Source organism: Mesorhizobium sophorae (genome assembly GCF_002270415.1).
GTDB lineage: Bacteria > Pseudomonadota > Alphaproteobacteria > Rhizobiales > Rhizobiaceae > Mesorhizobium > Mesorhizobium sophorae.
The window spans coordinates 530263-556381 of record NZ_NNRI01000007.1 but is presented as its reverse complement, the minus strand read 5'-3'; the positions used below and the strand labels follow the sequence as shown (position 1 = coordinate 556381).

The following is a 26119-nucleotide window of genomic DNA, read 5'->3' as shown; positions in this document are numbered from 1 at the left end:
ACAAGAATGGCTGAGCGCCTGTCCGGCAAACGCATCTTCCTGACAGGGGCCGCGCAAGGCATCGGGCTCGCCATCGCCAAGGCCTGTTTGGTCGAAGGGGCGAGACTGTTCCTGGTCGACCGCGACAGCGCGTTGCTGGACAAGGCCGTTGCTGGCCTCGCCGCACCGCAAGGTCATGTCGGGCATACCGCAGCCGACATCAGCGATGGGGCGGCGATTGCCGCGGCGGTCAGCCGGGCGAACGATGAAATCGGCTCCGTCAACGCGCTGATCAACAATGCCGGGGTCAATGTGTTCTCGACGCCGCTCGACACCAGCGAGGAGGAGTGGAACCGCAACTTCGACGTCAACGTCAAGGGCGCCTGGAACTGCAGCAAGGCAGTCTTGCCGGGCATGATCGCAAGCGGCGGTGGCGTCATCCTCAACATCGCCTCGACGCACAGCTTCACCATCATTCCGCATACCTTCCCCTATCCCGTCGCCAAGCACGCGCTGCTCGGACTGACCAAATCGCTGGCGCTCGAATATGCGGCGCAGGGCGTGCGCGTGAACGCGCTGGCGCCGGGCTATGTCGAGACGCAGAAGGCCATCGACTACTGGAACAGTTTTCCTGATCCGGTGGCAGCGCGCGCCAACACCATGGCGCTGCATCCCGGCGGCCGCATCGCCTCGACGCACGAGATCGCGCTCGCCGCGGTGTTCATGATTTCCGACGAGTGCCCGTTCATGAACGCGGCCACCCTCGTCGTCGATGGCGGGCTGAGCCAACTGCAGCATCCCGCCTGAGTGCCGGGGAAAGATCATAACCAAGAGACGATCGCAGTACGGGTTCGGCGGGCAAAGGGTTGAAGCGGGTTGGCGCCACCACCTGAGGAGAGAAATTCTAATCGCCGTCGCGGATTTAGAATAAACTAACTCTACAGAATTTATAGAATAAGCAATCTGCACTGGCGATCTGGTTTCCACCCGGACAGGACCCCGCCATGCCCAACCTTTTGCGCTCACCCTCAATTCCGTCTGGCACAGTCGGCCAATGTCATCAGACCGCGGGAGGCAAGCCATGACGCGGGACATCCCAGACCGCATCAAGGTGCTCTGGTTCCTGCCGACGCATGGCGACAGCCGCTATCTCGGCACATCGGAAGGCGGCAGGGCCGTCGACCTGCCCTACCTGACGCAAGTGGCCAAGGCCGCCGACACGCTGGGTTATTACGGCGTGCTGTTGCCGACCGGCCGGGCCTGCGAGGATTCCTGGGTGATCGCCTCGGCTCTGGTGCCGGCGACCGAGCGGTTGCGCTTCCTCGTTGCCGTGCGGCCCGGCCTGCAATCGCCGACGCTCGCCGCGCGCATGACGGCGACACTCGACCGCATCTCCAACGGCCGCCTGCTGATCAACGTCGTCACCGGCGGCGATCCGCTGGAGAACAAGGGTGACGGCATCTTCCTGTCGCATGCCGAGCGCTACGAGGTGACTCAGGAATTCCTGCAGATCTACAAGCGCGTGCTGAGCGGCGAGACGGTCGAGCACGAAGGCAAGCATTTCCGCATCGAGGATGGCCGGCTGTTGTTTCCGCCGGTGCAGACGCCGTACCCGCCGCTCTATTTCGGCGGCTCCTCCGACGCCGGATCCGTGGTGGCGGCGCAGGAGATCGACAAATACCTGACTTGGGGCGAGCCGCCCGCCGATGTCGAGCGCAAGCTGGACACGGTGCGTGAACTGGCCGAGAAGGCCGGCCGCAAGCTCTCCTTCGGCATTCGCCTGCATGTCATCGCGCGCGAGACGACCGAACAGGCCTGGGCCGCGGCGGACAGCCTGATCAGCCGGCTCGACGATGCGACGATCGCCTCGGCGCAGAAGGTCTTTGCCCGCATGGATTCGGTCGGCCAGGCGCGGATGAGCGCACTGCACGGCGGCAACCGCGCCAAGCTCGAGATTGCACCCAATCTGTGGGCCGGTGTCGGCCTGGTGCGCGGCGGCGCTGGAACAGCGCTTGTCGGTGACCCCGACACGATTGCCGAACGCATCGACGAGTACCGGCGCCTCGGCATCGATACCTTCATCCTGTCCGGCTATCCGCATCTCGAAGAAGCCTACCGCTTCGGCGAATTGGTCCTGCCGAAACTGCCCACCGATCATCCGGTGAAGGCTGCCGGCTCGTCGGTCAACACCGGCCCGTTCGGCGAGACCATTGCCGGCGACCACCGGCCGAAGTCACTCGCCAGCGCCTCGTGAACGCGCTCCCCCCGACCCGTCGGTTGCGCGTCGCCATCACCGGTGGCGGCTTTTCCGGCGCTGCGGTGGCCTGGCATCTGGCACAGGCATCTCGGCCGGAGCGCCTGTCGATTTCCGTGATCGAGCCGCGACCGGCGCTCGGCGGCGGCCTTGCCTATTCCAGCGAGGAGCCCGCGCACCGGGTCAATGTCCCGGCGCTCAGAATGAGCATGGCTCCCGATGATCCGCAGCATTTTGCGCGCTGGTTGAGCCGTGATGGGGAACTCGAACGCGATCCGGACGCCATCTGGAAGAATGGCGACGCCTATCCGCGTCGGCGCGTGTTCGGTCGCTACGTCGCCGAGCACCTCGCTCCCTGGCTCGGTTCGGGCGCGGTGCGTCATGTCGGCGGTCTCGCCACACATGTCGCACGTGACTCGGATGGCAGGGGCTGGACCGTGCACACCACTAGCGGGCCGGTCGCCGCGGACATCGTCGTCCTGGCGGCGACGCATCCGCTGCCCAATATTCCCGCTGCGCTAGCCGCGCTGGCGGAGGCGCCGGGATTCATCGCCGATCCGTACGCTCCTGCAGCACTTGCCGGGATCGGGCGAGAAGCGTCGGTGCTGATCGTCGGCTCCGGACTGACCTCGGCCGACATGGTTGCTGAACTCGATCGTCGCGGGCATCGCGACCGCATCCTGGCGCTGTCTCGCCGCGGGCTGCGCTCGCGCGGCCACCCTGACATCAGGGGTGAGGCCTTCGGCGACTTTGCGTCCGAGCCGGCCACGACGGCGCTGCTTCTGCTCAAGACGATCCGTACGACGCTGGCAGCGGCACAGGCAGCCAATGTCAACTGGCAGTCCGTCTTCGACCAGCTGCGCCAGCAGGGACCGGTGCTGTGGGCAGCGCTTGCCCCGCCCGAGCGGGCAAGGTTGGTCCGCCAGCTGCGCGTGTTCTGGGACGTGCATCGTTTCAGGATCGCACCGCAGGTCGCGGCCGTGCTCGACCGCCGACATGCAGCCGGCACATTCGACAACATTGCCGCCAGGCTTGTCGCATCGAACCATGAGGACGGCAGCCTGGCGGTCAGCTTTCAACGGCGCGGGCAGACACGGATCGAGACGGCCCGCTTCGACGCGGTCATCAACACCACGGGCCCGGCGCATGGGCAGGCACTACAGAACAACCCGGCACTGCGCTCGCTGACCGAGGCCGGGCTGATCGGGGCCGACCCTTACGGGCTCGGTATCGAGACAAGTCGCGACAGCCGCGCCGTTGCCCGGGACGGCAGGGTGGTCACGACGCTCTTTGTCGCCGGTCCGCTGGCACGGGGGACTTTCGGCGAACTCATGGGCCTGCCGGAGGTTGCCCGCCACGCCCAGGCGGTCGCGGCCGAGATTGCAAAGCTGCTCGACACGCCAGCCGAGGCCGTCGGCGCCACTGCCGCGCACGGTCTGGTCACGGACTGACAACCGGAAGCCGGGTTGGCCGCGCAAAATTGGTATTTCCGTCCCGAGAGGGCTTCAAAAACGGAAAATCCTTCTTTGTATACATATTCTATAAACATAATAAATATTGGTGAAACCCGGCTGCGGTCGGATCGATCAACGACACGGCCTGAAGGGGAGACAGTTCATGGCACACGCAGAGACCGACGCGATCAAGTTCGCCTATTGGGTGCCCAATGTTTCGGGCGGCCTGGTGATCTCCAACATCGAGCAGCGCACCAACCATTCGGCTGAATACAATCGCAAGCTGGCGCAGATCGCCGAGAAGGCCGGCTTCGACTATGCGCTCAGCCAGATCCGTTTCACCGCCGGCTACGGCGCCGACGAGCAGCATGAATCGGTGGCGTTCAGCCATGACCTGCTGGCGGCGACCACCACGCTCAAGGTCATCGCGGCGATCCTGCCCGGACCGTGGAATCCGGCGCTGGCGGCCAAGCAGATCGCCACCATCAGCTACCTGACCAACGGTCGCGTCGCCATCAACCTCGTTTCCGGCTGGTTCCGTGGCGAGTTCCACGCCATCGGCGAACATTGGCTCGACCATGACGAGCGCTATCGCCGCTCGGAGGAGTTCATCCGTTCGCTGCGCGGAATATGGACGCATGACAGCTTCACCTTCCGTGGCGATTTCTATCGCTTCAACGAATATTCGCTGAAGCCGAAGCCGCCGCATCCGCTGCCCGAAATCTTCCAGGGCGGCTCGTCGCGCGCCGCGCGCGACATGGCATCGCGCGTTTCGGACTGGTACTTCACCAATGGCAACACACCGACCGAGATCGCCAAACAGGTGGATGACATCCAGGCCAAGGCAAAGGCCAACAACCATTCCGTCAAGGTCGGCGTCAATGCCTTCGCCATCGTCCGCGAGACCGAGGACGAGGCCAAGGCGGTGCTTGCCGAAATCATCGCCAAGGCCAATCCCGAAGCGGTCAACGCCTTTGGCCATGAGGTCAAGAATGCCGGCAAGGCCTCGCCGGAAGGCGAGGGCAATTGGGCGAAATCGTCCTTCGACGATCTGGTCCAGTACAATGACGGCTTCCGCTCGAACCTGATCGGCACGCCGAGGCAGGTCGCCGAGCGCATCGTCGACCTGAAGCGTGCCGGCGCCGATCTCATCCTGCTCGGCTTCCTGCACTTCCAGGAAGAGGTCGAGTATTTCGGCAAGCATGTCATCCCGCTTGTCCGCGAGCTGGAAGACAGCGAGGCAGCAGCCTCGCTGGCGGCGGAATAGTCACCCTGAAAGGTTGGCCGGACAGGCGCCGGCCAACCCACGAATGAAGCTTGCCCGGCGCGCTCGATCCTTCGAGCGGCAACGAGGATTTGCGCGCCTGAGGGTGCAATCGAGGACGATTGGAATGCCGTTGCCAAGTTATGCCCTCGGAGTGATGGAGGCTTCGGTCTATGCGCCGGAAGTCCTGGCGCGCGGCCTGCCGTCAGCTCTACCGCCAGCGCAGCCATCCGAAGGCCGCGCCGGGCTTGCCGCGCAAGCCGCCCCGCTGCTTTCGCTTCAGGGCATCGGCCTGTCGTTTGGCGGCGTCGTCGCACTGGCCGATATCGACCTGTCGGTTCTATCAGGCGAGATACGCGCCATCATCGGCCCGAACGGCGCCGGCAAGAGCTCGCTGATCAACGTCATCAGCGGCGTCTATCGACCGGATCGCGGTCATGTCCTGCTCGACGGGATCCGTCATGCCCACGTCCCGACGCAGCGGCTGGCGCATCTCGGCGTCGCCAGGACCTTCCAGAACCTTGCCCTGTTCAAGGGCCTCAGCGTTCTCGACAATGTCGCCTCAGGCCTTGCCTTCAAGGTCCGCTCCAACTTTGCCGGCCAGGTGCTCGGCATCGGCCGCTCGCGCGGCGAGCAGCGCGACACTTTGAGCCGCGCCGATCAGATCCTCGAATTCCTCGACCTCAGCCCCGTTCGCGATCGTCTTGTCGGCACCTTGCCATACGGACTGCAGAAGCGGGTCGAACTGGCCCGCGCGCTGGTCGCCGAACCGCGCCTGCTTTTGCTCGACGAACCGATGGCCGGCATGACCGCGAGCGAAAAGGGCGAGATGGCGGGCTTCGTGCGTGCCGCGCGCGACCGCTTCGCCACCACCGTCGTGCTGATCGAGCATGACGTCGGCGTCGTCATGGGCCTGTCCGACCGCATCGCCGTTCTCGACTATGGCCGCAAGATCGCCGACGCCACGCCCGACGAAGTCAGGAACGACCAGCGGGTCATCGACGCCTATCTCGGCGTCGCCTCGGACAATGAGGACGGGGCAGGCATATGATCGCCGACTTCGATTATCAGTTCTTCATCGAAGTGCTCGTCGGTGGCCTGCTCTCCGGCGTCATGTACTCGCTGGTCGCCATCGGCTTCGTGCTGATCTACAAGACCTCAGGCGTGCTCAATTTCGCGCAAGGCGCGCTGCTCCTGTTCGCGGCGCTGACCTTCGTCAGCCTGGTCGAACGCGGCATCCCCTTCGCGCTGGCGCTGGTGGTCACCTTCGCCATCATGGTGGCGATCGGCATCGCCATCGAGCGCACGGTGCTGCGGCCTCTCACCAACAAGCCGCCGATCACGCTGTTCATGGCGACGCTCGGCCTCTCCTATATCATCGAGGGCGCGGCCCAGTTGATCTGGGGCACGCAGGTCCATGGCCTCGATCTCGGCATCGAGGACGTGCCGTTGGAAATCGGCGGCGTGCTGATCAGCCAGTTCGATATCTTCGCCGCGGTGGTGGCCGCCGGCATGGTTCTGCTTTTGTCGTTGTTCTTCCGCTACACCCGCATCGGCCTCAGCTTTCGAGCTGTCGCCGACGACCAGTTCGCGGCCCTCGCGGTTGGCCTGCGCCTGCCCTTGATCTGGGCGACCGTCTGGGCTGCTGCCGGTCTCGTCGCACTGGTGGCGGGATTGCTTTGGGGGGCTCGCCTTGGCGTGCAGTTCTCGCTGTCCCTGGTGGTCCTGAAGGCGCTGCCGGTGCTGGTGCTCGGCGGCTTCGATTCCATCCTCGGCGCCATCGTCGGCGGACTGCTTATCGGCGCCAGCGAGAAGCTCGCCGAGGTCTATATCGGCGACTATTTCGGCGGCGGCATCGAGAGCTGGTTCGCCTATGTCGTCGCGCTCGTCTTCCTCTTGATCCGTCCTTCCGGCCTGTTCGGCCAGAAGCTCGTCGAAAGGATCTGAGCCATGACCGCGATATCAAGCGATTTCTCCTCCGCACCGGTGCTGCCGAAATGGACCGCGCCCGTCCTGCTGCTCGCCTTCGCCTACGGCGTCGTGCCATTGATTGGCTCGAGCTACCTGTTCGAGGCCATCCTGCTGCCGTTCCTGGCGCTCAGCCTCGCCGGCGTGGGCTTGAATATCCTGACCGGCTATGCCGGCCAGGTTTCGCTGGGCAGTGCCGCCTTCATGGCGGCGGGCGCCTTCGCCGCCTATAATTTCAACCTGCGGGTCGAGGGCCTGCCGCTGATCGGCAGCATTGTCCTGGCCGGTCTGGTCGCGGCCGCGATCGGCATCGTCTTCGGCCTGCCGAGCCTGCGGCTGAAGGGCTTCTATCTCGCGGTTTCGACGCTTGCCGCACAGTTCTTTGTCCAGTGGGCGCTGACCAAGTTCAGCTGGTTCTCCAACGACTCGGCGTCCGGCGTCATCGATGCGCCAAGACTATCAATAGCCGGCTACGCTCTCGATGGCGCCGTCGGCCGTTATCTCTTTGCGCTGACCATCGTCGCCGTCCTCACCTTCCTTGCTTATCGGCTGGTGTCGTCACAGACCGGGCGCAACTTCATCGCCATCCGCGACAATGAAACCGCCGCCCGCATCATCGGCATCCCGGTCCTGAAGACCAAGCTTCTGGCCTTCGCCATCTCGTCCTTCATCATCGGCGTCGCCGGCGTCATCTGGGCCTTCGCCTATCTGCGGACCGTCGAGCCGGATGGTTTCGACCTCGATCGCTCGTTCCAGATACTGTTCATCATCATCATCGGTGGCCTGGCCTCGATCCGAGGCGCCTTTTTCGGCGCCGCCCTCATCGTGGTCTTTCCGCTCGCTCTGTCTCGCCTCGGCGGCTTTCTGCTCGGCGATCTCTTTGACTCGGGCGTGCTCGACATGAGCCAGCGCATCGTGCTGGGCGCGCTCATCATCCTGTTTCTGATCCTCGAACCCGACGGGCTGGTGGCGCTGTGGGACAGGATCCGAAGACGGCTCCTGTTCGCCTGGCGGTCGACTTGAGCTGATCCGGGGCAACCGCCCCGAACTGAAAATGAACCAGAGGCCGGACCCAAGACGGCCCATACCGGGAGTACCTAGCCATGACCTTCCTGAGCACCATCAAGGCGGCGGCGCTGTCCGCGGCGATGATCGTGTCGGTGGCCTTGCCCGCCGCCCACGCCGACGAGCAATATTTCCCGCTGCAAAGCTACCGCGTCGGGCCCTATGCGGCCGGCGGCACCGGCTTCTTCGGCGGCTTCATCGACTATCTCAATCTCATCAACATCCGCGACGGCGGCGTCAACGGCGTCAAGCTGACCTGGGACGAATGCGAGACCCAGTATGAGGTCGAGCGCGGCGTCGAGTGCTACGAACGGCAGAAGAGCCATGCCGGCGCCGCCGCCTGGAACCTGCTCTCGGTCGGCATCGCCTACGCCATGATCGACCGCATCACCGCCGACAAGGTGCCGCTGATCACCGTCAACCATGGCCGCACCGACTCCACCGACGGCCGTGTCTTCCCTTACGTCTTCCCGCTGCTTCTCAATCCCTACAGCGAGACGTCCGGCATCGTGAACTACATCGCCTCGAAGGAAGGCGGCATCGACAAGCTCAAGGGCAAGAAGATCGTCGTGCTCTATCACGGCTCGCCTTACGGCAAGGAGACCATCCCGATCTACGAGTTGCTGGCGCAGAAATACGGCTTCACCGTGCAGCAGATCGAGGTGCCGCATCCCGGCAACGAGCAGCAGTCGCAGTGGCTGACCATCCGCCGCGCCAAGCCGGACTTCGTCGTCCTGCGCGGCTGGGGCGTGATGAATCCGGTGGCGTTGAAGACGGCGGTCAAGGTCGGTTATCCCGTCGACCATATCGTCGGCAATGTCTGGTCGAATTCGGAAGAGGACGTGATCCCGGCCGGCGACGCCGCCAAGGGCTACACCGCCATCACCACGCAGGCCTCCGGCAACTCCTATCCGGTGGTGCAGGAGATCGTGAAGACGGTCTACGACGCCGGCAAGGGCAATCTGGAAGACAAGTCGCGCATCGGCTCGGTCTATCACAACCTCGGCATCGTCAACGGCATCCTCAATGTCGAGGCGATCCGCGTTGCGCAGGAGAAGTTCGGCCATCGCACACTGACCGGCGACGAGGTCCGCTGGGGCTTCGAACATCTCAAGCTTGATCCCGCCAAGGTCGAGGCACTCGGCGCCAAGGACCTGTTCCATTCGATCAATGTCAGCTGGGACAATCACGAGGGCGAGGGCTACGTGACCTTCCAGCAGTGGGACGGCAAGAAGTGGAACGTCGTCTCCAACTGGATCGCGCCGGACTGGGCTCTGCTGCGGCCGATCATCGAGAAGTCTGCCGAGGCCTATGCCGCGGAGAAAGGCATCAAGTTGCGCACAGCCGATGACGCCGATGCCGTGACCACCAACTGATCAATCCAAGCCGGGCGTCACGGCCAGTTTTCCGCGACGCCCGGCCCATTTCCGGTTTTCGAACCACGGGAAGAGCTCATGCCAAACGATGACGTCATTCTTGTCGTGGATGCAGTTCATGCGACCTACAACCACGCCATCACCGCGTTGCACGGCGTCAGCTTCAAGCTCAGGCGCGGCGAGATCCTGGCGCTGCTCGGCGCCAACGGCGCCGGCAAGACCACCACGCCGAAGGCCGTCTCCAACCTGCTGCCGGCCGAGCGCGGCCACGTCAACGCCGGCACCATCCGCTATGACGGCAGCGATGTCTCGCGCCGCCAGCCGGGCGATCTGGTGCGCGCCGGACTGGTGCAGGTGCTGGAAGGGCGGCATTGCTTCAAGAGCCTCACCGTCGAGGAGAACCTGGTCGCCGGCGGCATCGGCCGCAGCGGCCGCCGCGCCGAGATCAACGGGGATCTCGCGCGGATCTACGGCTATTTTCCCCGTCTCAAGGAGAAGCGCCGGACCCTGTCCGGCCTCACCTCTGGGGGCGAGCAGCAGATGACGGCCATCGGCCGGGCGCTGATGTCGCGGCCGCGTCTTCTGGTTCTCGACGAACCCTCGATGGGGCTCGCGCCGCTCATCGTCCAGGATATTTTCCAGACGCTCCGGAAACTCAATCGCGAGACCGGCCTGTCGATCCTCGTCGCCGAGCAGAACTCGGCGGTCGCGCTTAGGTATGCCGACCACGCCACGGTGCTCGAAAACGGCGTCTCCGTCCTCTCCGGTGCGGCTGCCGAGCTTCGCCAGCGCGAGGATGTGCGGGCCTTCTACCTGGGGCAACAGGCATCGCCGGCCGCCAAGCCAGCCCATCTCCATGCCGTTGCCTGAACCGAAATCCAAAGGAACAGTGAAATGACCGTCTCGACCGTCAAGACCGACCACGCCTCCGCCGCCGTGCCACCAGTCGCAAGGCCAACCGTACCAGCGCACATCATCAAGGACGACGCCGAGGCGATTGCCATCGCCCAAGCGCTCGCCGCCGAATTCGCCAGGGATTCTTCCCGGCGCGACCGCGAGCGGATCTGGCCCGTTGCCGAACTCGATGCGTTTTCGCAAAGCGGCCTGTGGTCGATCAATGTGCCGAAGGCATTCGGTGTGGTCCCGAATTGTCCTACGCCACGCTCGCCAGGGTGATCGAGATCATCTCGGCGGCGGATTCCTCGATCGGCCAGGTTGCGCAGAACCATCTCGGTGTCGTCGCCGCCGTTCGCACGGTGTCGGATGCGGATCAGCAGAGGCTGCTGTTCGCCGAAGTGCTGAAAGGCACGCGGTTCGGCAATGCCTTTTCCGAGTTCGGCTCCAAGCGCGCCGCCGATTTCGAGACCCGCTTCACCGATGCCGGCGATCATGTCGTCGTCAACGGCCGGAAATTCTATTCGTCCGGCGCGCTGCTTGCCCATCTGGTGCCGATCGTGGCGCTCGATGACGAGGGCCGTGCCTGGTATGCGATCGCCGACCGCGCCGCGCCCGGCCTGACGGTCATCGACGACTGGTCGAGCTTCGGCCAGCGCACGACGCTGTCCGGCACCGTCATCATCGACAATGTCAAGGTGCCGAAGACGCATCTGGTGCCCGGCTACAAGGGCTATGACAAGCCGACCGCCGACGGCGCCATCTTCCAGATCATCCAGGTGGCGGTGGACACCGGCATCGCCCAGGCGGCGATCGACGAGACGGTCAATTTCGTCAGGACCAAGAGCCGCGCCTGGATCGACAGTGGCGTCGACAATGCCTGGGACGATCCCTACACCATCCAGGCCATCGGCGACCTGACGCTGCGCCTGCATACGGCGCAGGCGCTGCTGGAAAAGGCCGGCCTGGCGATAGACCGGGCGGTGGCCGAGCCGACCGCCGAGACGGTGGCGCATGCGCAGATCGTCACCGCCGAGGCGAAGATCTTGTCGACCGAGATCGCCATCGCCGCCACCAACAAGCTGTTCGAACTGGCGGGAACCCGCTCGACGCTGGCCGAGCACAATCTCGACCGGCATTGGCGCAACGCCCGTACGCACACGCTGCACGATCCGGTGCGCTGGAAATACTCCATCCTCGGCAAGTATTTCCTCAACGGCGAAAATCCGCCGCTGCACGCCTGGAGCTGATTTTCCACCGGCGGGCATAGGTTCGCCGCATCAGACATCGATCATCAAGAGGCCCACTGCCATGTCAAATCCAACAGTCGTCGGCTTTTCCGGCAACATCACCCGGCCGTCAAAGACGCGCGCCTTCGTCGATCTGGTCACCAGGGACATAGCAGCCCGTCACGGCCTGTCGGCGAGCACCTATGATATCGAGGATCTCGGTCGGTCGCTGGGAACGGCAAGATGGGCTCGCGATCTCGACAGCCAGGCGCACCCAATCCTCGAGGAAATACTCGCTGCCGACGTGCTCGTCGTCGGGTCGCCAACCTACAAGGGCAGCTATACCGGCCTGTTCAAGCACTTCTTCGACCTGATCGATCCGGCCGCCTTGCGGGGAAAACCCATCCTGTTGACCGCGACCGGCGGTGGCGAGCGCCACGCCTTGATCGTCGAGCATCAGCTGCGGCCGCTGTTCGGCTTCTTCGAGGCCTTCACGCTGCCCACCGCCGTCTACGCCACCGACAAAGATTTTACCGACGGCGTGCTGCGCTCCGATGCCATCCTGAAGCGTGCGGCGCAGGCGGTGGACGAGGTCGGCTTCGTGCTGGCCAACCGTTCGGCTGGAAGGATCGCCGCCGAGTAGCATTCCGTCGGCGGATTGCGACGATAATTCCTGTGGGCGGTAGTCTCGCTTACGCGCAATTTACGACCGCCCGCTACATCTGTTCCTGTCTGATTCGTCTGAGACAGGAACGTCATGAGCAAAGCCCTCACATCCTTCGCACTGGTCGCGGTGCTGACCGCCTTGCTCATGGCGTTGAGCCTGGCTGTCGCCAGGCACGGCTATCCCTATGGCGCGATCGGCGTCAGGCGGCTCGATGGCATTGCCGATGCCGGAACGTTCATTCCGCTTGCCGCGGTCTATTTCTTCAGCGCCCTGCTGATGATGATCCTGCCGATCAGGGCGGCCAGCATCGTTCTCACCCATGCCGCCGACGCGGTCTTCTGGACCGTGATCGTGCTGTTTGCCGCCATCGTCGGCTGTCTCGCTGCCAGATGGGCCTTCGGCCAGGGCAGCGCCGTGTGGGCGCTGCTCAACTGGCGGTTCCTGTTTGCCGCAGCGATCGTCGGTTGCCACTTCGTCATGAACGAGCTGCGCCGCAATGTGCTGCTGCGCAGCCTGTTCTTCGTGGTTTTTGCCGCCGCGACGCTGGCCTGCCTGTTCTGGTCCTTCTCGCTCTGACCAGAGCATAGCCGGCTAGTTTCCTGACCCGACGCTGATGTTGCTGGCCGCCGTTGCCATCCATGTCCAGAGATAGGCGGCAAGCCCGCGATCGACATGAATGCGCAGCCTGCCCTGATGGCGATAGACGATGGCGCTTATGCCGGCGTAGGAAAGCGCTGCGCTGGCACTCGCTTGCTTGGCATCGAGTGTCGTCCCGCGCGCGATGAAAGCGTCGAGCGCCGAGCCCTCGACCTCGAACACCTGCAGCCCGGCGCTGACCGCCGTCACCGCGAAGCCTTCTGCGTGCCAGCCCATCGCGACGGCGAGTGGGCTGTTCGACACGACGAGCAGCCGGTCGCGCGCCAGCCGCGCCGCATAGCGGTCGCCTTGCGCTGTGCCAAAGGCACCGACCCCATTTCCGTCCAGGCCGGACGCCCGCGACCAGGCGTCGAGGTCACCGCTGACCAACAACTGATTGAGGCCGGCGATCGAGCGCACCACGAGGCCGGGTGCCGTGATGACCGCCGACTGCCAGTCGGGCGCGACAGACCATTTTTCAGCCAGATCACGCATGCAGCCGGTTTCCTGCCGGGTCGAAGGCGCAAGGGGCGGCAATCGTCGCCTTGCTGACCTTGCCGAGGTGCTGGATGTCGATCGTCTCGCCGTGGCGGGCGGCGCCGCGTTCGATCAGCCCAAGTGCGACCGGACGACCGAGTGCTGGGCTCTGGTAGCTCGAGGTGACAAAGCCCTGGCTGCGCAATCTGCCGTCGCTCCGCCTGACGCCATGCGCGCCGGTCGGCAGCGGCGCTTCGCCTTGCGGCACTGTCAGTCCGACAAGCTGCATGCGGTCGCCGCGCGAAGCCTCCTCGGTGAACAGCGAGCGGCGGCCGACGAATTCGCCCTGACGTTTGGCGCGCGGACCCTCGACGCCGAGATCCTGCGGCAGCGTGGTGCCGTCAGTGTCCTTGCCGATGACGATAAAACCCTTCTCGGCCCGCAGGATCATCAAGGCCTCGAGGCCGATGACAACCGCGTCGAACGCCTGGCCGGCATGGCGCAGACGCGCCCACAGCGGCTCGGCGCGATCAGCCCGGATGGAGATCTCGTAGCTCCTGTCGCCGGTGAAGCTGACGCGGGCGATGCGGACCTCGTCACCGGCATGGGAGCCATGGCTGACCGCCATATGCGGCAGGTCGGCATCGTCGAGCGAGAGGCCGAGATCCAGCGTTTCGAGCAACTTCCGGGCGTTCGGCCCCGAAACGGTCAGCGTCGCCATCTCGGCTGTGGCGTTGTGGATGTAGACGGCGCCGCGCCCGAAGCGGTCCTGACGCCATTCCTCCAGCCGCGCATGCACGGCAGCGACATGCGAGGACGAGCACGACACGACGAAGCGATGCTCGTCGAGCCGCACCAGCACGCCGTCATCGAAGACCACACCGTTCTCCGACAGCATGAAGCCATAGCGGCAGCGGCCGGGTTTCAGCGTCGACATGGTGTTGTAGTAGATGAAATCGACGAATTCGGCCGCCTTGGGTCCGATCACCTCGATCTTGCCGAGCGTCGAACCATCGAACAGCGCGACCGACCGGCGAGCGCGCCGCGCCTCGTCCGCGATGGAGCGTTGCGCGTCGGCGTTGCCGCCATAGTGAGCCGGGCGCAGCCAGCCGCCATACTCCTGGAAGACGGCGCCGCTGGCACGATGCACGCTCTCCAGCGGCAGCCGGCGCACCGGCGCCATCAGTTCGCCGGCGCGCGCGCCGGCGAAGCTCTCCAGCGGCACCGGCGTGAACGGCGGGCGATAGGTGGTGGTGCCGACCTCCGGCACCGGGCGGCCGGTGATCCCGGCCATCAGCGCCAGACCCGGCAGGTTGGAGGTCTTGCCCTGGTCGGTTGCCATGCCGAGCGTGGTGTAGCGCTTCAGATGTTCGACCGAGACGAAGTTTTCGCGTGCCGCCAGTTCGACGTCCTTCACCGTGACGTCGTTCTGGTAGTCGATCCAGACGCGTCCCCTCGAGCCGGGCATCGGCCATGCCGCGAGAATGCCGCCCGTCGCTTCCGGCCCGGTGCTGCGTGGTACTGCCGTGGTCGTTTGGCCACGCGATGCAACAGCCTTGCCGGCGCCCGCAAACACCTCCGACAAGGTAACCGCACCGGCTGCGGCGCCGGCCACGGCGATACCATCGACCGGGTCGCCCGGCAGGAAGGCGGCGCGCGCCTCGCTCCAAGCGAGCTTGCCCCTGGCCTGGCCGAAGAGATGAATGGTCGGCGACCAGCCACCCGAAACCAGCACGCAATCGGCATCCAGCCTGGTGCCGTCATCGAGGGTCACGGCTTGGACACGCAACCTGCCCTGCGCGGCGGCGAGGCTGCGTCCCGCGATCAGCCGGACATTGGCAGGCCCGGCGGGCGTGTCGTCGCGCCGCAGATCGACAAGCGTGACTTCGGCGCCGGCCGTGGCGAGCGCCTCCGCCACTTCATAGGCGCTGTCATTGTTCGTGGCGATGACGATCCTGCGGCCGACCAGCACCGCATGCCGCCTGAGATAGGCGAGTGCGGCATCCGCCGACATGATGCCCGGCAGGTCGTTGTTGGCGAAGGGCAGCGGCCGCTCGATGGCGCCGGTCGCCAGCACGATCTGGCGCGGCCTGACCCGCCACAGCGTGTCCGGCCGTCCGTCGCGATGGCGCTGGTTCAGGCCGACCAGATTGTGGTCGTAGATGCCGAAGGCGGTAGTCGAAGACAGGACCAGGTGACCGGCCGCGGCAAGCTCCGCAACCGTCTCCTCGATCCAGTCGGCGACCGGCTTGCCGTCGATCTCGCCGGCGCGGTGGCCGAGCGATCCGCCCGGCCTCTGTTGGTCGTCGACCAGCGTGACGGACAGACCGGCGCCGGATGCCAGCCTTGCCGCCGCCAAGCCGGCCGGCCCCGCGCCCACCACCAGCACGTCGCAATGGTGGTTGATCTGGTCGGCTGTGCCCTGCGATGTCCAGTCCGTATCGACCTTGCCCAGTCCCGCCATGGCGCGGATGCGTGGCTCGAACATGTGCCAGTCCGGCCACATGAAGGTCTTGTAGTAGAACGCCGCTGGAATGAAGCGCGAGAAGCGATCGCGGAAGGCGTTGCGGTCGGCCAATGCGGTTGGCGTGGCGTTGACGCTTTTCGCCACCAGCCCGTCGCGCGCCGCCTCGGTAGTGGCTCGCGTGTTCGGCGTCGCCGGCACGCTGCCACCGATATCGACCAGCGCGTTTGGCTCCTCGACGCCGGCGCCCCAGATGCCGCGCGGCCGATGATACTTGAAGCTGCGACCGACGACCGCGACATCGCCGGCCAGCAGCGCCGAAGCGATGGTGTCCCCGGCAAAGCCATGCACGGTGGCGCCGTCGAAGCTGAAGCGGATCGGCCGTGACCGGTCTATGGCGCTGCCGCCGGTGGCGAGGCGCGAGGCGGTCACGCCGCGTTCTCCCCACCGAGAGCGGTTGAGGACAGCACCGTGTGGGTGACGGTGTCACGCTCCATGACGAAGAACTCGCCGCAGTTCATATGCACCCAGATTTCGCGCGCCGTGCCTTTCGGATTGGTGCGCAGATAGAGGTAATCAGCCCAGCGCCCGACCGGCACATCGACGCCATCTGGCCGCGCATTGCCGGCATCGCCGCCATAGTGGAACTCGGTCTCGTCGCGCGGGCCGCAGAACGGGCAAGGGAAAAGCTGCATAAAGTCCTCTTAATGCGCGATGCCGGAGCCTGCCGCTTCGTCGATCAGTCGCCCGCTGGCGAAGCGATCCAGATCGAACGGACGGCTGATGTCGTTGTGCTTGCCTGTTGCCAGCAATTGCGCCAGCAGCGTGCCGCCGGCGGGGATGGCCTTGAAGCCCCCCGTGCCCCAGCCGCAATTGAGGAACAGGCCGGGCAACGGCGATTCACCGATGATGGGTGAGGAGTCCGGCACGACATCGACGATCCCGGCCCATTGCCGCATCAGCTTCAACTGGCCGAAGATCGGGAACATCTCCAGCAGGCCGGCAATCACCGTCTCCAAGGTGGGTAGATTGCCGCGCTGCGCATAGGAGGGGATGCGGTCGAGCCCGCCGCCGATGACAATCTCGCCCTTGTCCGACTGGCTGACATAAACCCCTGTGCCTGGCGACAGCACCACCGTGTCGAGGATCGGCTTAACCGGCTCGGAAACGCAGGCCTGCAGCGCGTAGGAGTTGATCGGCAGGCGAAAGCCGGCCTTGGCCGCCAGCACCGATGAATGACCGGCGACCGCCATGCCGATACGGTCGGCACGGATCGCGCCACGCGTCGTCTGGACGCCGCGACAGCGGCCGCCCTCGATGATGAAATCGGTGATCTCGCAGTTCTGGATGATGTCGACGCCGAGCCGGCTCGCCGCCCGCGCGTAACCCCAGGCGACCGCGTCATGGCGCGCCGTGCCGGCCCGGCCTTGCCAGATGCCGCCGAACACCGGGAAGCGCGCATCGGCTGAGAAATTGTAGATCGGCGCCACCCGGCGCACATCCTCTGGCGAAAACAGCTCCGCATCGATGCCGTTGATCTGCATGGCGTTGACGGTGCGCGCCCCAACCTCCATTTCGGCGGTGCTGTGACAAAGATTGACCATGCCGCGCTGCGACAGCATGACATTGTAGTTCAGGTCCCTGGACAACCCCTCGTAGAGCCGGTGCGCCAGCCCGTAGAGCTCGACGCTTTCCGGATAATAGTAGTTGGAACGCACCACGGTTGTGTTGCGGCCGGTGTTGCCGCCACCGATCCAGCCCTTTTCCAGCACTGCAACCCGGCTGATATTATGGTTCCTTGCCAGGTAGTAAGCCGTCGCAAGCCCATGGCCGCCGCCGCCAATGACGATCGCGCCATAGGATGGCTTCGGCTCGGGCGAGCGCCAGGCCGGCTGCCAGCCGGTCTGGCCGGCCAGCCCCTCCTTGAAGAGCGACAAAGCGGAATAAATTCTGGTCATGGCGTGCCGGGCAAGGCTGATCTCTCAGGGTAAAGCGTAATGGTATTGTACATATATGTCTAGTACGCCTGTCCATCGTGCACGTAGCGGATAGTGCTAGCGTTTGCGCGAAATCGTCTCCTCGACGTAGCGCGAGAACGCCTCGACATCCTCTGCCAAAGGCTCCTGGCCGGTGAAGCTGCGCAGATACAAGGCGACCTGAGCCAGGCGGCTGCTCATCGGCTCGTTGAGTTCGAGCGAGTAATAGCCGATCTGCATGAAATAGAGCACGCGGGCGCGCACGAACGCGTCTTCTTCGTCATAGCCATGACGCACGAACATGTCGCGAATGGCATCGACGCGCTCCTCGTCCGCCTCGTCGAGCGCGCGCCTGATGGCAGGCGAGCGACGGGCCCAGGCCCTGATCGCGAAATCGAGCTGCGGATCGAACAGCCTTTCGTCCACCCAGCATTCGAAGATGCTCATCACCCCGCGGATCACGGTCGTGGAGGGTCGCCTGGCGCGTTCGACGATGAACCTGGTGTTGGTCTGCCGCCAGTAATCCAGCAACTGGTCGAGCAGGTCCTGACGACTCTTGAAATACCAGTAGAAGCTGGAGCGCGAGACGTCGAGCTTCTGGCCAAGGGTCAGCACGCGAACGCGTTCGACACCATCCGAGATCAACGTTTCAAGCGCAAGCTTGAGCCAGTCTTCGCGGGTGGCCTTGATGTTTCCGGTGGCGCCGGCGCGCTGGATCGTCGTATCGGTGGCTTCCATGGTCACGACGCATGACACGCTGCATCAGGCAAATCAAGGCTATGGACACTTCTGTCCAGGTCAATTCGGCCTGGCCCGGATGATGCCTCACGGATGTTAGCCGGACTGGAGATCGTATGGCGCTATCGCCGCCGCGCCATCGGCATGATGCCAGGCCTGGGATTTTGTCGCGGGCGGCCAGCCCACTGCATGCTTTCCCGCAAGGCAATTGTCTGGCAAATACCAATTCAGACAGACGCCGCCGCGCGGCCAACCAGCAGGAAGACAAGACATGACCCTGTTTCGACAGAACCTCATCGATGGCGAATGGGTCGGCGACGCCGGCTCCCGCAACATCAACCCTTCGGACACCGGCGATGTCGTCGGCGACTATGCCTCGGCGGGTGCCGCGCAGGCGGGGCAGGCAATCGCTGCCGCAAAGGCCGCGTTTCCGGCATGGTCCCGGTCTGGTCCGCTGGCGCGCCACGCAGTGCTGAAAAAGGCCTCGGACGAGATAATGGCGCGCAAGGACGAGATCGGCCGCAATTTGGCGCGTGAGGAAGGCAAGACACTGGCCGAAGGCATTGGCGAGACCATTCGCGCCGCCCAGATATTCGATTTCTTCGCCGGCGAAACATTGCGCATGTCAGGCGAGGTCGTGCCAAGCGTGCGGCCGGGCGTTGGCGTCGAGATCACCCGGGAAGCCGTCGGCGTGGTCGGCATCATCACGCCGTGGAATTTCCCGATCGCCATTCCGGCCTGGAAGATCGCTCCGGCGCTCGCCCATGGCAACACGGTCGTCTTCAAGCCGGCTGAACTGGTTCCCGAGAGCGCCTGGTCCATCGTCGACATCCTGCATCGCGCCGGCCTGCCGAAGGGCGTGCTCAATCTCGTCATGGGCAAGGGCTCGGTCGTTGGTCAGGCCATGCTCGACAGTCCAGATGTCAACGCTATCAGCTTCACCGGTTCGGTCGGCACGGGCAAGCGCGTCGCCGCCGCAAGCGTCGAGCACATGCGCAAGTTCCAGCTTGAAATGGGCGGCAAGAACCCGCTGGTCGTGCTTGACGATGCCGACCTTGCGGTCGCCGTCGATTGTGCGCTCAACGGTGCCTTCTTCTCGACCGGCCAGCGCTGCACGGCTTCGTCCAGGCTGATCGTGACCGACGCCATCCATGACCGTTTTGTCGATGCCCTCAAGGATCGCATGGGCAAACTGGTCGTCGGCGACGCTCTCGACGCGCAGACCCAGATCGGCCCGGTCGTCGACGCGACCCAATTGAAGCAGGACGAGGATTATATTGCCATCGGCGTCAGGGAAGGCGCCACGCTCGCCTTCGGCGGCGAACGGCTCGACCGCAAGACGCCCGGCTTCTATCTCAGCCCGGCCCTGCTGACCGAAGCCACCAACGCCATGCGCAGTTCGCGCGAGGAGATTTTCGGCCCTGTCGCCAGCGTCATCCGCGTCAAGGACTATGACGAGGCGTTGGCTGTCGCCAACGACACACCGTTCGGGCTGACCTCGGGCATCTGCACATCGAGCCTCAAGCACGCCACTCACTTCAAGCGCAATTCGGAGGCCGGCATGGTGATGGTCAATCTGCCGACGGCGGGTGTCGACTTCCATGTCCCCTTCGGCGGGCGCAAGGGGTCGAGCTACGGCCCGCGCGAACAGGGCCGCTATGCCATGGAATTCTACACCACGGTGAAGACCGCCTATACGTTCGCAGGCTGATCGGCCAGTGCCGACCATGCCGGGCTGATCGGCCACCTCCGATCATGCCGGGCTGATCGGCCAACCGGGCCGATCATGCCGGCAACACGCCAACATCAAGAACATCGGACCGGCGCGCGACGATGACATTGCGAGACCTGACCTGGCTCAATCCGCCGCCGCACCATGCCATCGACGGCGATACAGTTCGTGTGCGCACCGGCAAGGAGACCGATTTCTGGCGCGAGACCTTCTACGATTTCTGGCGCGACAACGGCCACTTCCTCTACCGTAAGGTCGAGGGCGATTTCACCGCCGAAGTCACTGTCGAAGGGCGCTACGAGGTGCTCTACGATCAGGCCGGATTGATGGTCCGGCTGAGCGAAACGCACTGGATCAAGGCAGGCATCGAATACACCGACGGCGTCATGTATTTTTCCGTCGTCGTCACCAACGATACCTCGGACTGGTCGTTGGCCACCATTCCAGCAGGTCCGCACGGTGTGCGGATCCGCTTGAGCCGTCATGCCGAGACGATCCGCGTCCAGTATCTCGATGCTTCCGATGGTCGATGGAAGCCCGTGCGGCTCGCCTATTTTCCGATCTCGAAAGTGGTCGATGTCGGCATGATGTGCTGTTCGCCGCAACGCGAGGGTTTTGAGGTCACGTTCTCCGGTTTTTCGGTCGGCCCGCCGATAGCGCGGGAACTGCACGACTGAAGCCTGCGCTTCTGCGCCTCAATCACCCACCAGCTTCGTCCAGCCCCAGCCCGTCGCGAACGGCGTTGCGGATGGCTCGCGGGCCGAATCTGGCCCAGACTGCCTGATGCGCGCGGATGCGCTGCTTTGCTCTGCGTTCGGCGTCCAGGCAAAGTCCGACCGCCATGTCGGCAAGCACTTCATCGGAAACCGACAGCAGCAGCTCCTGGTTCTCGACAAAGCCAAGCCCCTCGGCGGCCAGCGGTGTCGCGATTACCGGCACGCCCCAGGCCATCGCCTCCAGGATCTTGATGCGCGTGCCGCCGCCTGCCGCAAGCGGGATGATGGTGAGATGCGCCCTGGACAGCAGCGGCGCCATGGTTTCCGGGTTTTCGACGAGCTCCACGCCAGGCAATCCGGCCAGCGCCCGTACGGCAGGTTTCGGCCTGCGCCCGGCAATAGCCAGTGTCGCCGCTGGAAAAGCCTGCCGGACGCGGGGAAATATGATGCCGGCTAATCTCTTGGCGGCATCGACATTTGGTGGATAGTCGAGATGGCCGACGAACAGGATCACCGGAATGTCATTGTCAGCCGCATGCTGGGCGCGCAGCGTTTCGGGGATATCGCCGGCGTGCGGAATTCCGTTCGGAACGACGTCGACCGGCACCTTGTGCGGGAAAAGGGTCGTCAGCCTTTCGCGATCCTCGTTCGAGCACACCCATACCCTGTCGACGAGGGAAAGCGCCGTTCCTTCGAGGCGCCTGATGGCAATGGTCGTGGCGAGCCTGGCCGCGGCGGATCGCGCCTTGTCGGCGCGATGCAATTGCCCCGCCAGGTCGGACTCGACATTGTGCATGTCGAGGATGAGCTGTTTCGTCAGGGGTCTCAAAGGCTGCAGTAGCTTGAACAGGCCTATGCCCTCGACCACAATTGTGTCCGGGCGGAAGTCTCGAACGAGGGTCTCGAGCCGCGTCAGGGCGGAGCGCGAAATGCGATGTTCTGCCCTTATGCGCCACCAGCCGATCGAACCGGTGCGAGCTTCACCGTCGATCGACAGGGCCTCGATGCGGATCGGCGGGTCGACGGCTTCCACAGCCTGCGGCCGCACCGATGCCAGGCAGACGGGTCCGAACGCCGCTGCCGCCACGGCATTGCGGTGGTTGCGCAAATCCGTGCCTGACTGCGGCGGAAAGGCCGGATCGTGCGACACGACCAGCACACGCCCGTTCGGCGCTCCAAGGCTCTGTTCCAGACGGCATTCCAGACGGTTCCGCGATCACAAAAGGGGTTCGACTCGTTTAGCTGAACGGCGCTTGCGTCAAGCGGCGGATATACATTGGATGTCTGGTGCAGCAACATGGCGGCGGGCCACAGGGGTCACTGCCTGGACCACGCCAGCCAGCGCGCCGACAATCGCTTCCACAGTGAAGTGAACCGGGTACGCCGGTAGGCGTCTCCGGCCATCTTTATGCCTTGTGCCTGCGTCGGGAAGGGATGGATGACGTCGGCAAGCGCGTGCAGTCCCATACCGGATTTGATGGCGAGCGACACCGCATTGATCATCTCGCCTGCATGGCTGGCGACGACCGTGGCACCCAGAATGCGATCCGACCCTTCCTTGACGTGGATTTTGACAAAGCCCTCCTCCTCGCCGTCCATGACCGCACGCGCGACGTCGTGCATCAGCACCGTATAGGTCTTGACCGGGATGCCATCCTGGCGCGCCTGTGCCGGATAGAGGCCGACATGGGCAATTTCCGGATCGGTATAGGTGCACCACGGCACGACCAGCTGGCTCACCCTCTTGCGCCCGAGGAACAGGGCGTTCTGCACGACGATGCGGGCCGTTGCCTCCGCGATATGGGTGAATTTGTAGTCGAGGCAGACATCGCCCGCGGCATAGACGCGCGGATTTGTGGTCCGCAGATAATCGTCGACCTTGATGCCGTTGGCATCGTATGCCACCCCGGCGTTTTCCAAGTCGAGACCGTCGACATTGGGCGAACGGCCGATGCCGGTGATGATCTCGTCGACGGAAATCGTCGTCGTGTCGTCGTCCCGGAGCAGGTCGGCGAGCTTCTTCCCGCCTGCCGTCCGTACCGCCACGACCTCGGTGTTGAGCCGAACCTCGACCCCTTCGCGCGCCAGCGCATCCGAAAGGACCTGGGCGGCGTCGCGCTCCTCGCCGGGCAGGAACATCGGGTCCCGCTGGGCCAGGATGACTTTCGCGCCCAGAAGGCAGAAGGCCTGCGCCGCCTCGCAACCGAGCGGTCCGCCGCCGATGACCAGAAGCCGTGGCGGGCACGCTGTGAGGTTGAACACGGTCTCGTTGCTGAGATAACCGGCTTCGGCCAGCCCCGGAATTGTCGGCAGGCTCGCACGGGCACCTGTTGCGACCAGCGCCTTCTTGAAACGCAGCGTCTTGCCGGCGACGATGACCGCGTCCGGTCCGGCAAACCGCGCTTCGCCGAAAAAGACATCGATGCCTTCCGAGGCGATGGTCGCGGCCGAATCGGCGCGGCTTATCCGCTGCCGGATTTGCCGCATGCGCCGCATGGCCCGCTGGAAGTCGACGTGAAGACGCTCCGGCGTGTCGCCGCCAAAACTTTCGGCATCGCGCATATCGGCATAGAGCCTGGCCGTGCGGATGACTGACTTCGACGGGATGCAGCCGACATTGACGCAGGCGCCGCCGATCAGGTTGCGTTCGATCAGAGCGACCTTTGCGCCGAGGCCGGCCGCGTCGCGGGCGGCGGTCAACCCGGCTGGCCCGGCGCCGATGACGACGAGGTTGTAGGGACCGTCCGGCTCCGGGTTCTTCCAGTGCGGTGGATGGGCGTGCTGGATCAGCTCGATGTCATTGCGGTCGACAGGGAAGGCGGCAGTCCGGTCACGCGCCATCGCCGTCATCCCTCGACAGCCATCCACCCGTGAAACCCGCCTTGCGCAAGCCGCGACGGATGTGCTGGTTGGACCGCATCAGCTTCCAGACCAGGCGCGAGCGGTGGTTCTCGATCATCATCACCACAATGCCCTGGTCCAGGCCGTAGTGGCCTTCCGACACCCAGCCGTTGCGGCCGAATTTTCGCCGGTTCGCCAGTGTCGGATTGAAGCCGCTCGGCAGCCGGAAATTGTCGACCACCTCGGGGTAGCGATCCCCGAGATGGCGCAACGCCGCCAGGCAGATCTCCGGCGCGAAAGGCAGTGACGCGGGGTAGGACCATGGGGCGATCGTCCCGTCATCCGGCCCGAACGGTGCGCCGCGCGCGGCATAGCCGGAAAACCGGCGGCGCTGCCGATCCACGCTGGTACGAAAGCCGCCCGGCCCGTCGCCTGCCGAAAGTCCCCACAGGTTCTCGTCGTAGCCGCCATAGCCGTAGGGGTTGTGCCGCGCATAGTCGCGGTGGAGGTAGGTCGAGCGGCGGCTGTTTTCGAAATAGTCCGAATTCTTCTCGCGCATGAAAGCGTCGCGGATGCCGGCGAAATCGATCCAGGCATGCGAGAACTGGTGCATGAACAGCGGTCCGCCATAGAGCACGTCGTAGCCGTAGATGTTCTCCCACTGGTAGGTCGCCGTCCAACCTTCGTAGCTGTCGCCGGAGGTCGGGCTGTCGGGCGAGGCCATCGACAGCACATAGAGGATCGTCGCTTCGTTGTAGCCTTCCCAGCCATAGTGGAGAAAGCCGCTCTTCGGCTTCCAGCCCTGCCGCAAGGTTGGACTGCTGCCTTGCGCCCACCGCCAGTCGACACGCCGGTAGAGCGCCTCGGCCAGCCGGCGGATCTCGGCTTCCTCGTCATCGTCACCGGAGAAATAGGCGCCCGCCACCAGCACGCCGGCGATCAGCAATGCCGTATCCACCATCGACAGTTCGCAGCGCCAGACGCGCAGGCCGGTCCGCATGTCGAGAAAGTGGTAGTAGAAGCCTTTGTGGCCGGTGACGTCGTCGCCATTGCCTTGCGTGGAGGTCGAGAAGAAGCGCAGTGCAGCAAGGGTCAGTTTCACCGCCGCCTCGCGTGTCATCCAGCCGCGCTCGACGCCAATCGGATAGCAGGACAGGGCGAAACCGACGACGGCGATGCTGGCCGGCGAATTCGGCCGCGACGTATCGGCGACCAGCCCGTTCTCCGCGTTCACATTCTCCTGGAAATAGTCGAAGGCCGCACGCTGGTAGCGATCCAGAAGCTCGTCATCGGACAGCGCGGCGGGTTCGGCCCTAAGCAAACGATGCACACTCCAGCCTGACCGCCGCAGGTTCCGCCGGTCGCATGGCGAGCCCATGGCAGGTCATCGCGCATGCCGAACAGTCACTCGGTGTCATGGCTTTCCCATATCTTTCTTGCGTTCTCGTCAATTCGGGCGTTGGCAATCATACGCGTGTAGCGCTCCCTTCGTTGCCCCCGTCACGCAGAATTGTAGCTATATCCGCCGACGCAGGGAATGGTCCGGTGGATGGCGCTGTCACATCGCCACCGACGCAGGAGCATCTATCGGTCCACCTGGTGCTGGAAGAACTGCAGGAACAGTTCCCGCTCGGTGGTGATGTCGAGTTTTTCGTAGATGCGGCGGCGATGGTTCTTCACGGTGCCGACGGTGATGCCGAGGCGCTCGGCAATGTTCGCCGTCGGGTGGCCGGCCAGGATCAGCTGGACCAGTTCCCGCTCGCGCAGCGACAGTTCCGGCCACAGGCTTGCCGGGATGCTCGGCTCCTGCCGGGGCGAGGCACCGGGGCCGGTCGGTGCCGAGGTGCGGGAGAACTCGGTTCCGCGCGCCTTGATGTCGAGCGCATGCAACGCCTCGAACACCGGCAGCCGCTCGTCCAGCAGGGCGATCTCGCTGTCCTTGAATGCGGTGGTCGAGCGGTCGAGGAAGATGCCGAGGCACCAGTCGCCGCCATCGGCCAGCATGATGCCAACCTCGTCGCAGATTTCCGACTGCGCCAGGAAGCCGGCAATGTACTGGCCGCGCTTGGCCGCGTCGTCGGCAAGCCGCTTCAGCGGCATGATGCCGAGCCTTCGCTCGCGTCGCCACGAGGCGTAGAAGGGGTCGAACACGTAGTAGCTGGCGAGATAGCGCTGCACCATCTCGTCCGAGAAGCGCCGGTGCTTGACGAATTCCGGTGTCTGCGTCGCCGAATAGCGCGTCACGGTGACGAGGTCGTGCGCGATGTCCGCGCCGATCAGGTCGATCAGGCAGTCGACATGCCTGTCCGTGCCGGTGGCGGCGATCGCTTTGGCGAGCGGCGCCCAGATGGTCCCCATGCGCATGCCCTTTTTTCGGCGATGTCAGTCA

Annotated in this window: 22 protein-coding genes and 1 pseudogene; 14 read left to right on the top strand and 9 right to left on the bottom strand. The window is 64.7% G+C overall.

Annotated elements, in window-relative coordinates; genetic code table 11:
* Positions 1-6: 6 nt before the first annotated feature.
* The 12 genes and pseudogenes from CGZ66_RS07060 (at position 7) to CGZ66_RS07005 (ending at position 12726) form a co-directional block, all read left to right on the top strand.
* Positions 7-786: an SDR family oxidoreductase gene (locus tag CGZ66_RS07060; protein ID WP_095082914.1), complete on the top strand. Its 780-nt coding sequence runs from the start codon at positions 7-9 to the stop codon at positions 784-786.
* Positions 787-1060: 274 nt separating this feature from the next.
* On the top strand, positions 1061-2233 hold the full coding sequence (gene ssuD, locus CGZ66_RS07055; RefSeq protein WP_095082913.1) for an FMNH2-dependent alkanesulfonate monooxygenase: 1173 nt from the start codon (positions 1061-1063) through the stop codon (positions 2231-2233).
* Entirely contained in the window at positions 2230-3684 is a 1455-nt protein-coding gene (locus CGZ66_RS07050; RefSeq protein ID WP_095082911.1) for an FAD/NAD(P)-binding protein, read from the top strand. Before ssuD ends, CGZ66_RS07050 begins: the two co-directional genes overlap by 4 nt.
* A 166-nt stretch (positions 3685-3850) precedes the next feature.
* The gene (sfnG, locus tag CGZ66_RS07045; RefSeq protein WP_095082909.1) at positions 3851-4954 is read left to right on the top strand and encodes a dimethylsulfone monooxygenase SfnG; all 1104 of its coding nucleotides are present in this window, start codon (positions 3851-3853) and stop codon (positions 4952-4954) included.
* A gap of 124 nt (positions 4955-5078) precedes the next feature.
* Positions 5079-6002 carry an ABC transporter ATP-binding protein gene (locus CGZ66_RS07040; protein WP_095082907.1) on the top strand — a complete coding sequence of 308 codons (924 nt, stop codon included), beginning with the start codon at positions 5079-5081 and terminating at the stop codon, positions 6000-6002.
* Positions 5999-6898, top strand: coding sequence for a branched-chain amino acid ABC transporter permease (locus tag CGZ66_RS07035; RefSeq protein WP_095082905.1), 900 nt, complete (start codon positions 5999-6001; stop codon positions 6896-6898). Before CGZ66_RS07040 ends, CGZ66_RS07035 begins: the two co-directional genes overlap by 4 nt.
* Before the next feature lie 3 nt (positions 6899-6901).
* Positions 6902-7942 (top strand): branched-chain amino acid ABC transporter permease, encoded by a 1041-nt coding sequence (locus tag CGZ66_RS07030; protein ID WP_095082903.1) that lies wholly within the window; start codon positions 6902-6904, stop codon positions 7940-7942.
* A gap of 80 nt (positions 7943-8022) precedes the next feature.
* On the top strand, positions 8023-9360 hold the full coding sequence (locus CGZ66_RS07025; RefSeq protein WP_095082901.1) for an ABC transporter substrate-binding protein: 1338 nt from the start codon (positions 8023-8025) through the stop codon (positions 9358-9360).
* Positions 9361-9438: 78 nt separating this feature from the next.
* On the top strand, positions 9439-10230 hold the full coding sequence (locus tag CGZ66_RS07020; RefSeq protein ID WP_095082899.1) for an ABC transporter ATP-binding protein: 792 nt from the start codon (positions 9439-9441) through the stop codon (positions 10228-10230).
* A 24-nt stretch (positions 10231-10254) separates the two neighbouring features.
* Positions 10255-11504 (top strand): annotated as a pseudogene (locus CGZ66_RS07015) (SfnB family sulfur acquisition oxidoreductase).
* 61 nt (positions 11505-11565) lie between these two features.
* Positions 11566-12126 carry an FMN reductase gene (gene msuE / locus CGZ66_RS07010; protein WP_095082897.1) on the top strand — a complete coding sequence of 187 codons (561 nt, stop codon included), beginning with the start codon at positions 11566-11568 and terminating at the stop codon, positions 12124-12126.
* Between the two features lie 114 nt (positions 12127-12240).
* Positions 12241-12726 (top strand): hypothetical protein, encoded by a 486-nt coding sequence (locus CGZ66_RS07005; RefSeq protein ID WP_095082895.1) that lies wholly within the window; start codon positions 12241-12243, stop codon positions 12724-12726.
* 15 nt (positions 12727-12741) lie between these two features.
* On the opposite strand, the gene CGZ66_RS07000 is transcribed toward CGZ66_RS07005, so the two are convergent.
* From CGZ66_RS07000 to CGZ66_RS06980, 5 genes are all read right to left on the bottom strand, one after another.
* Positions 12742-13281 (bottom strand): hypothetical protein, encoded by a 540-nt coding sequence (locus CGZ66_RS07000; RefSeq protein WP_095082893.1) that lies wholly within the window; start codon positions 13279-13281, stop codon positions 12742-12744.
* Positions 13274-16159, bottom strand: coding sequence for a sarcosine oxidase subunit alpha family protein (locus CGZ66_RS06995; protein WP_095082892.1), 2886 nt, complete (start codon positions 16157-16159; stop codon positions 13274-13276). Before CGZ66_RS06995 ends, CGZ66_RS07000 begins: the two co-directional genes overlap by 8 nt.
* Positions 16156-16422: a sarcosine oxidase subunit delta gene (locus CGZ66_RS06990; protein ID WP_095082890.1), complete on the bottom strand. Its 267-nt coding sequence runs from the start codon at positions 16420-16422 to the stop codon at positions 16156-16158. Before CGZ66_RS06990 ends, CGZ66_RS06995 begins: the two co-directional genes overlap by 4 nt.
* A 9-nt stretch (positions 16423-16431) precedes the next feature.
* Positions 16432-17685 carry a sarcosine oxidase subunit beta family protein gene (locus CGZ66_RS06985; RefSeq protein WP_095082888.1) on the bottom strand — a complete coding sequence of 418 codons (1254 nt, stop codon included), beginning with the start codon at positions 17683-17685 and terminating at the stop codon, positions 16432-16434.
* Positions 17686-17781: 96 nt separating this feature from the next.
* A complete protein-coding gene (locus tag CGZ66_RS06980; protein ID WP_167392022.1) occupies positions 17782-18441 on the bottom strand; it encodes a TetR/AcrR family transcriptional regulator in 660 nt (219 codons plus the stop codon).
* A gap of 271 nt (positions 18442-18712) precedes the next feature.
* Between CGZ66_RS06980 and CGZ66_RS06975 the strand changes: the two genes are divergently transcribed.
* On the top strand, positions 18713-20152 hold the full coding sequence (locus CGZ66_RS06975) for an aldehyde dehydrogenase family protein (protein WP_095084302.1): 1440 nt from the start codon (positions 18713-18715) through the stop codon (positions 20150-20152).
* 122 nt (positions 20153-20274) lie between these two features.
* Positions 20275-20850, top strand: coding sequence for a DUF1349 domain-containing protein (locus CGZ66_RS06970; protein ID WP_095082884.1), 576 nt, complete (start codon positions 20275-20277; stop codon positions 20848-20850).
* A 22-nt stretch (positions 20851-20872) separates the two neighbouring features.
* Here the strand turns inward: CGZ66_RS06970 and CGZ66_RS06965 are convergent, their stop codons facing one another.
* The 4 genes from CGZ66_RS06965 to CGZ66_RS06950 form a co-directional block, all read right to left on the bottom strand.
* Positions 20873-22048 (bottom strand): glycosyltransferase family 4 protein, encoded by a 1176-nt coding sequence (locus CGZ66_RS06965; protein WP_245331035.1) that lies wholly within the window; start codon positions 22046-22048, stop codon positions 20873-20875.
* Between the two features lie 158 nt (positions 22049-22206).
* A complete protein-coding gene (locus tag CGZ66_RS06960; protein WP_095084301.1) occupies positions 22207-23730 on the bottom strand; it encodes a mercuric reductase in 1524 nt (507 codons plus the stop codon).
* A complete protein-coding gene (locus CGZ66_RS06955; RefSeq protein ID WP_095084300.1) occupies positions 23720-25051 on the bottom strand; it encodes a glucoamylase family protein in 1332 nt (443 codons plus the stop codon). The genes CGZ66_RS06960 and CGZ66_RS06955 overlap by 11 nt, the downstream gene beginning before the upstream one ends.
* A 263-nt stretch (positions 25052-25314) precedes the next feature.
* Positions 25315-26094 (bottom strand): helix-turn-helix transcriptional regulator, encoded by a 780-nt coding sequence (locus CGZ66_RS06950; protein WP_095082880.1) that lies wholly within the window; start codon positions 26092-26094, stop codon positions 25315-25317.
* Positions 26095-26119: the final 25 nt, after the last annotated feature.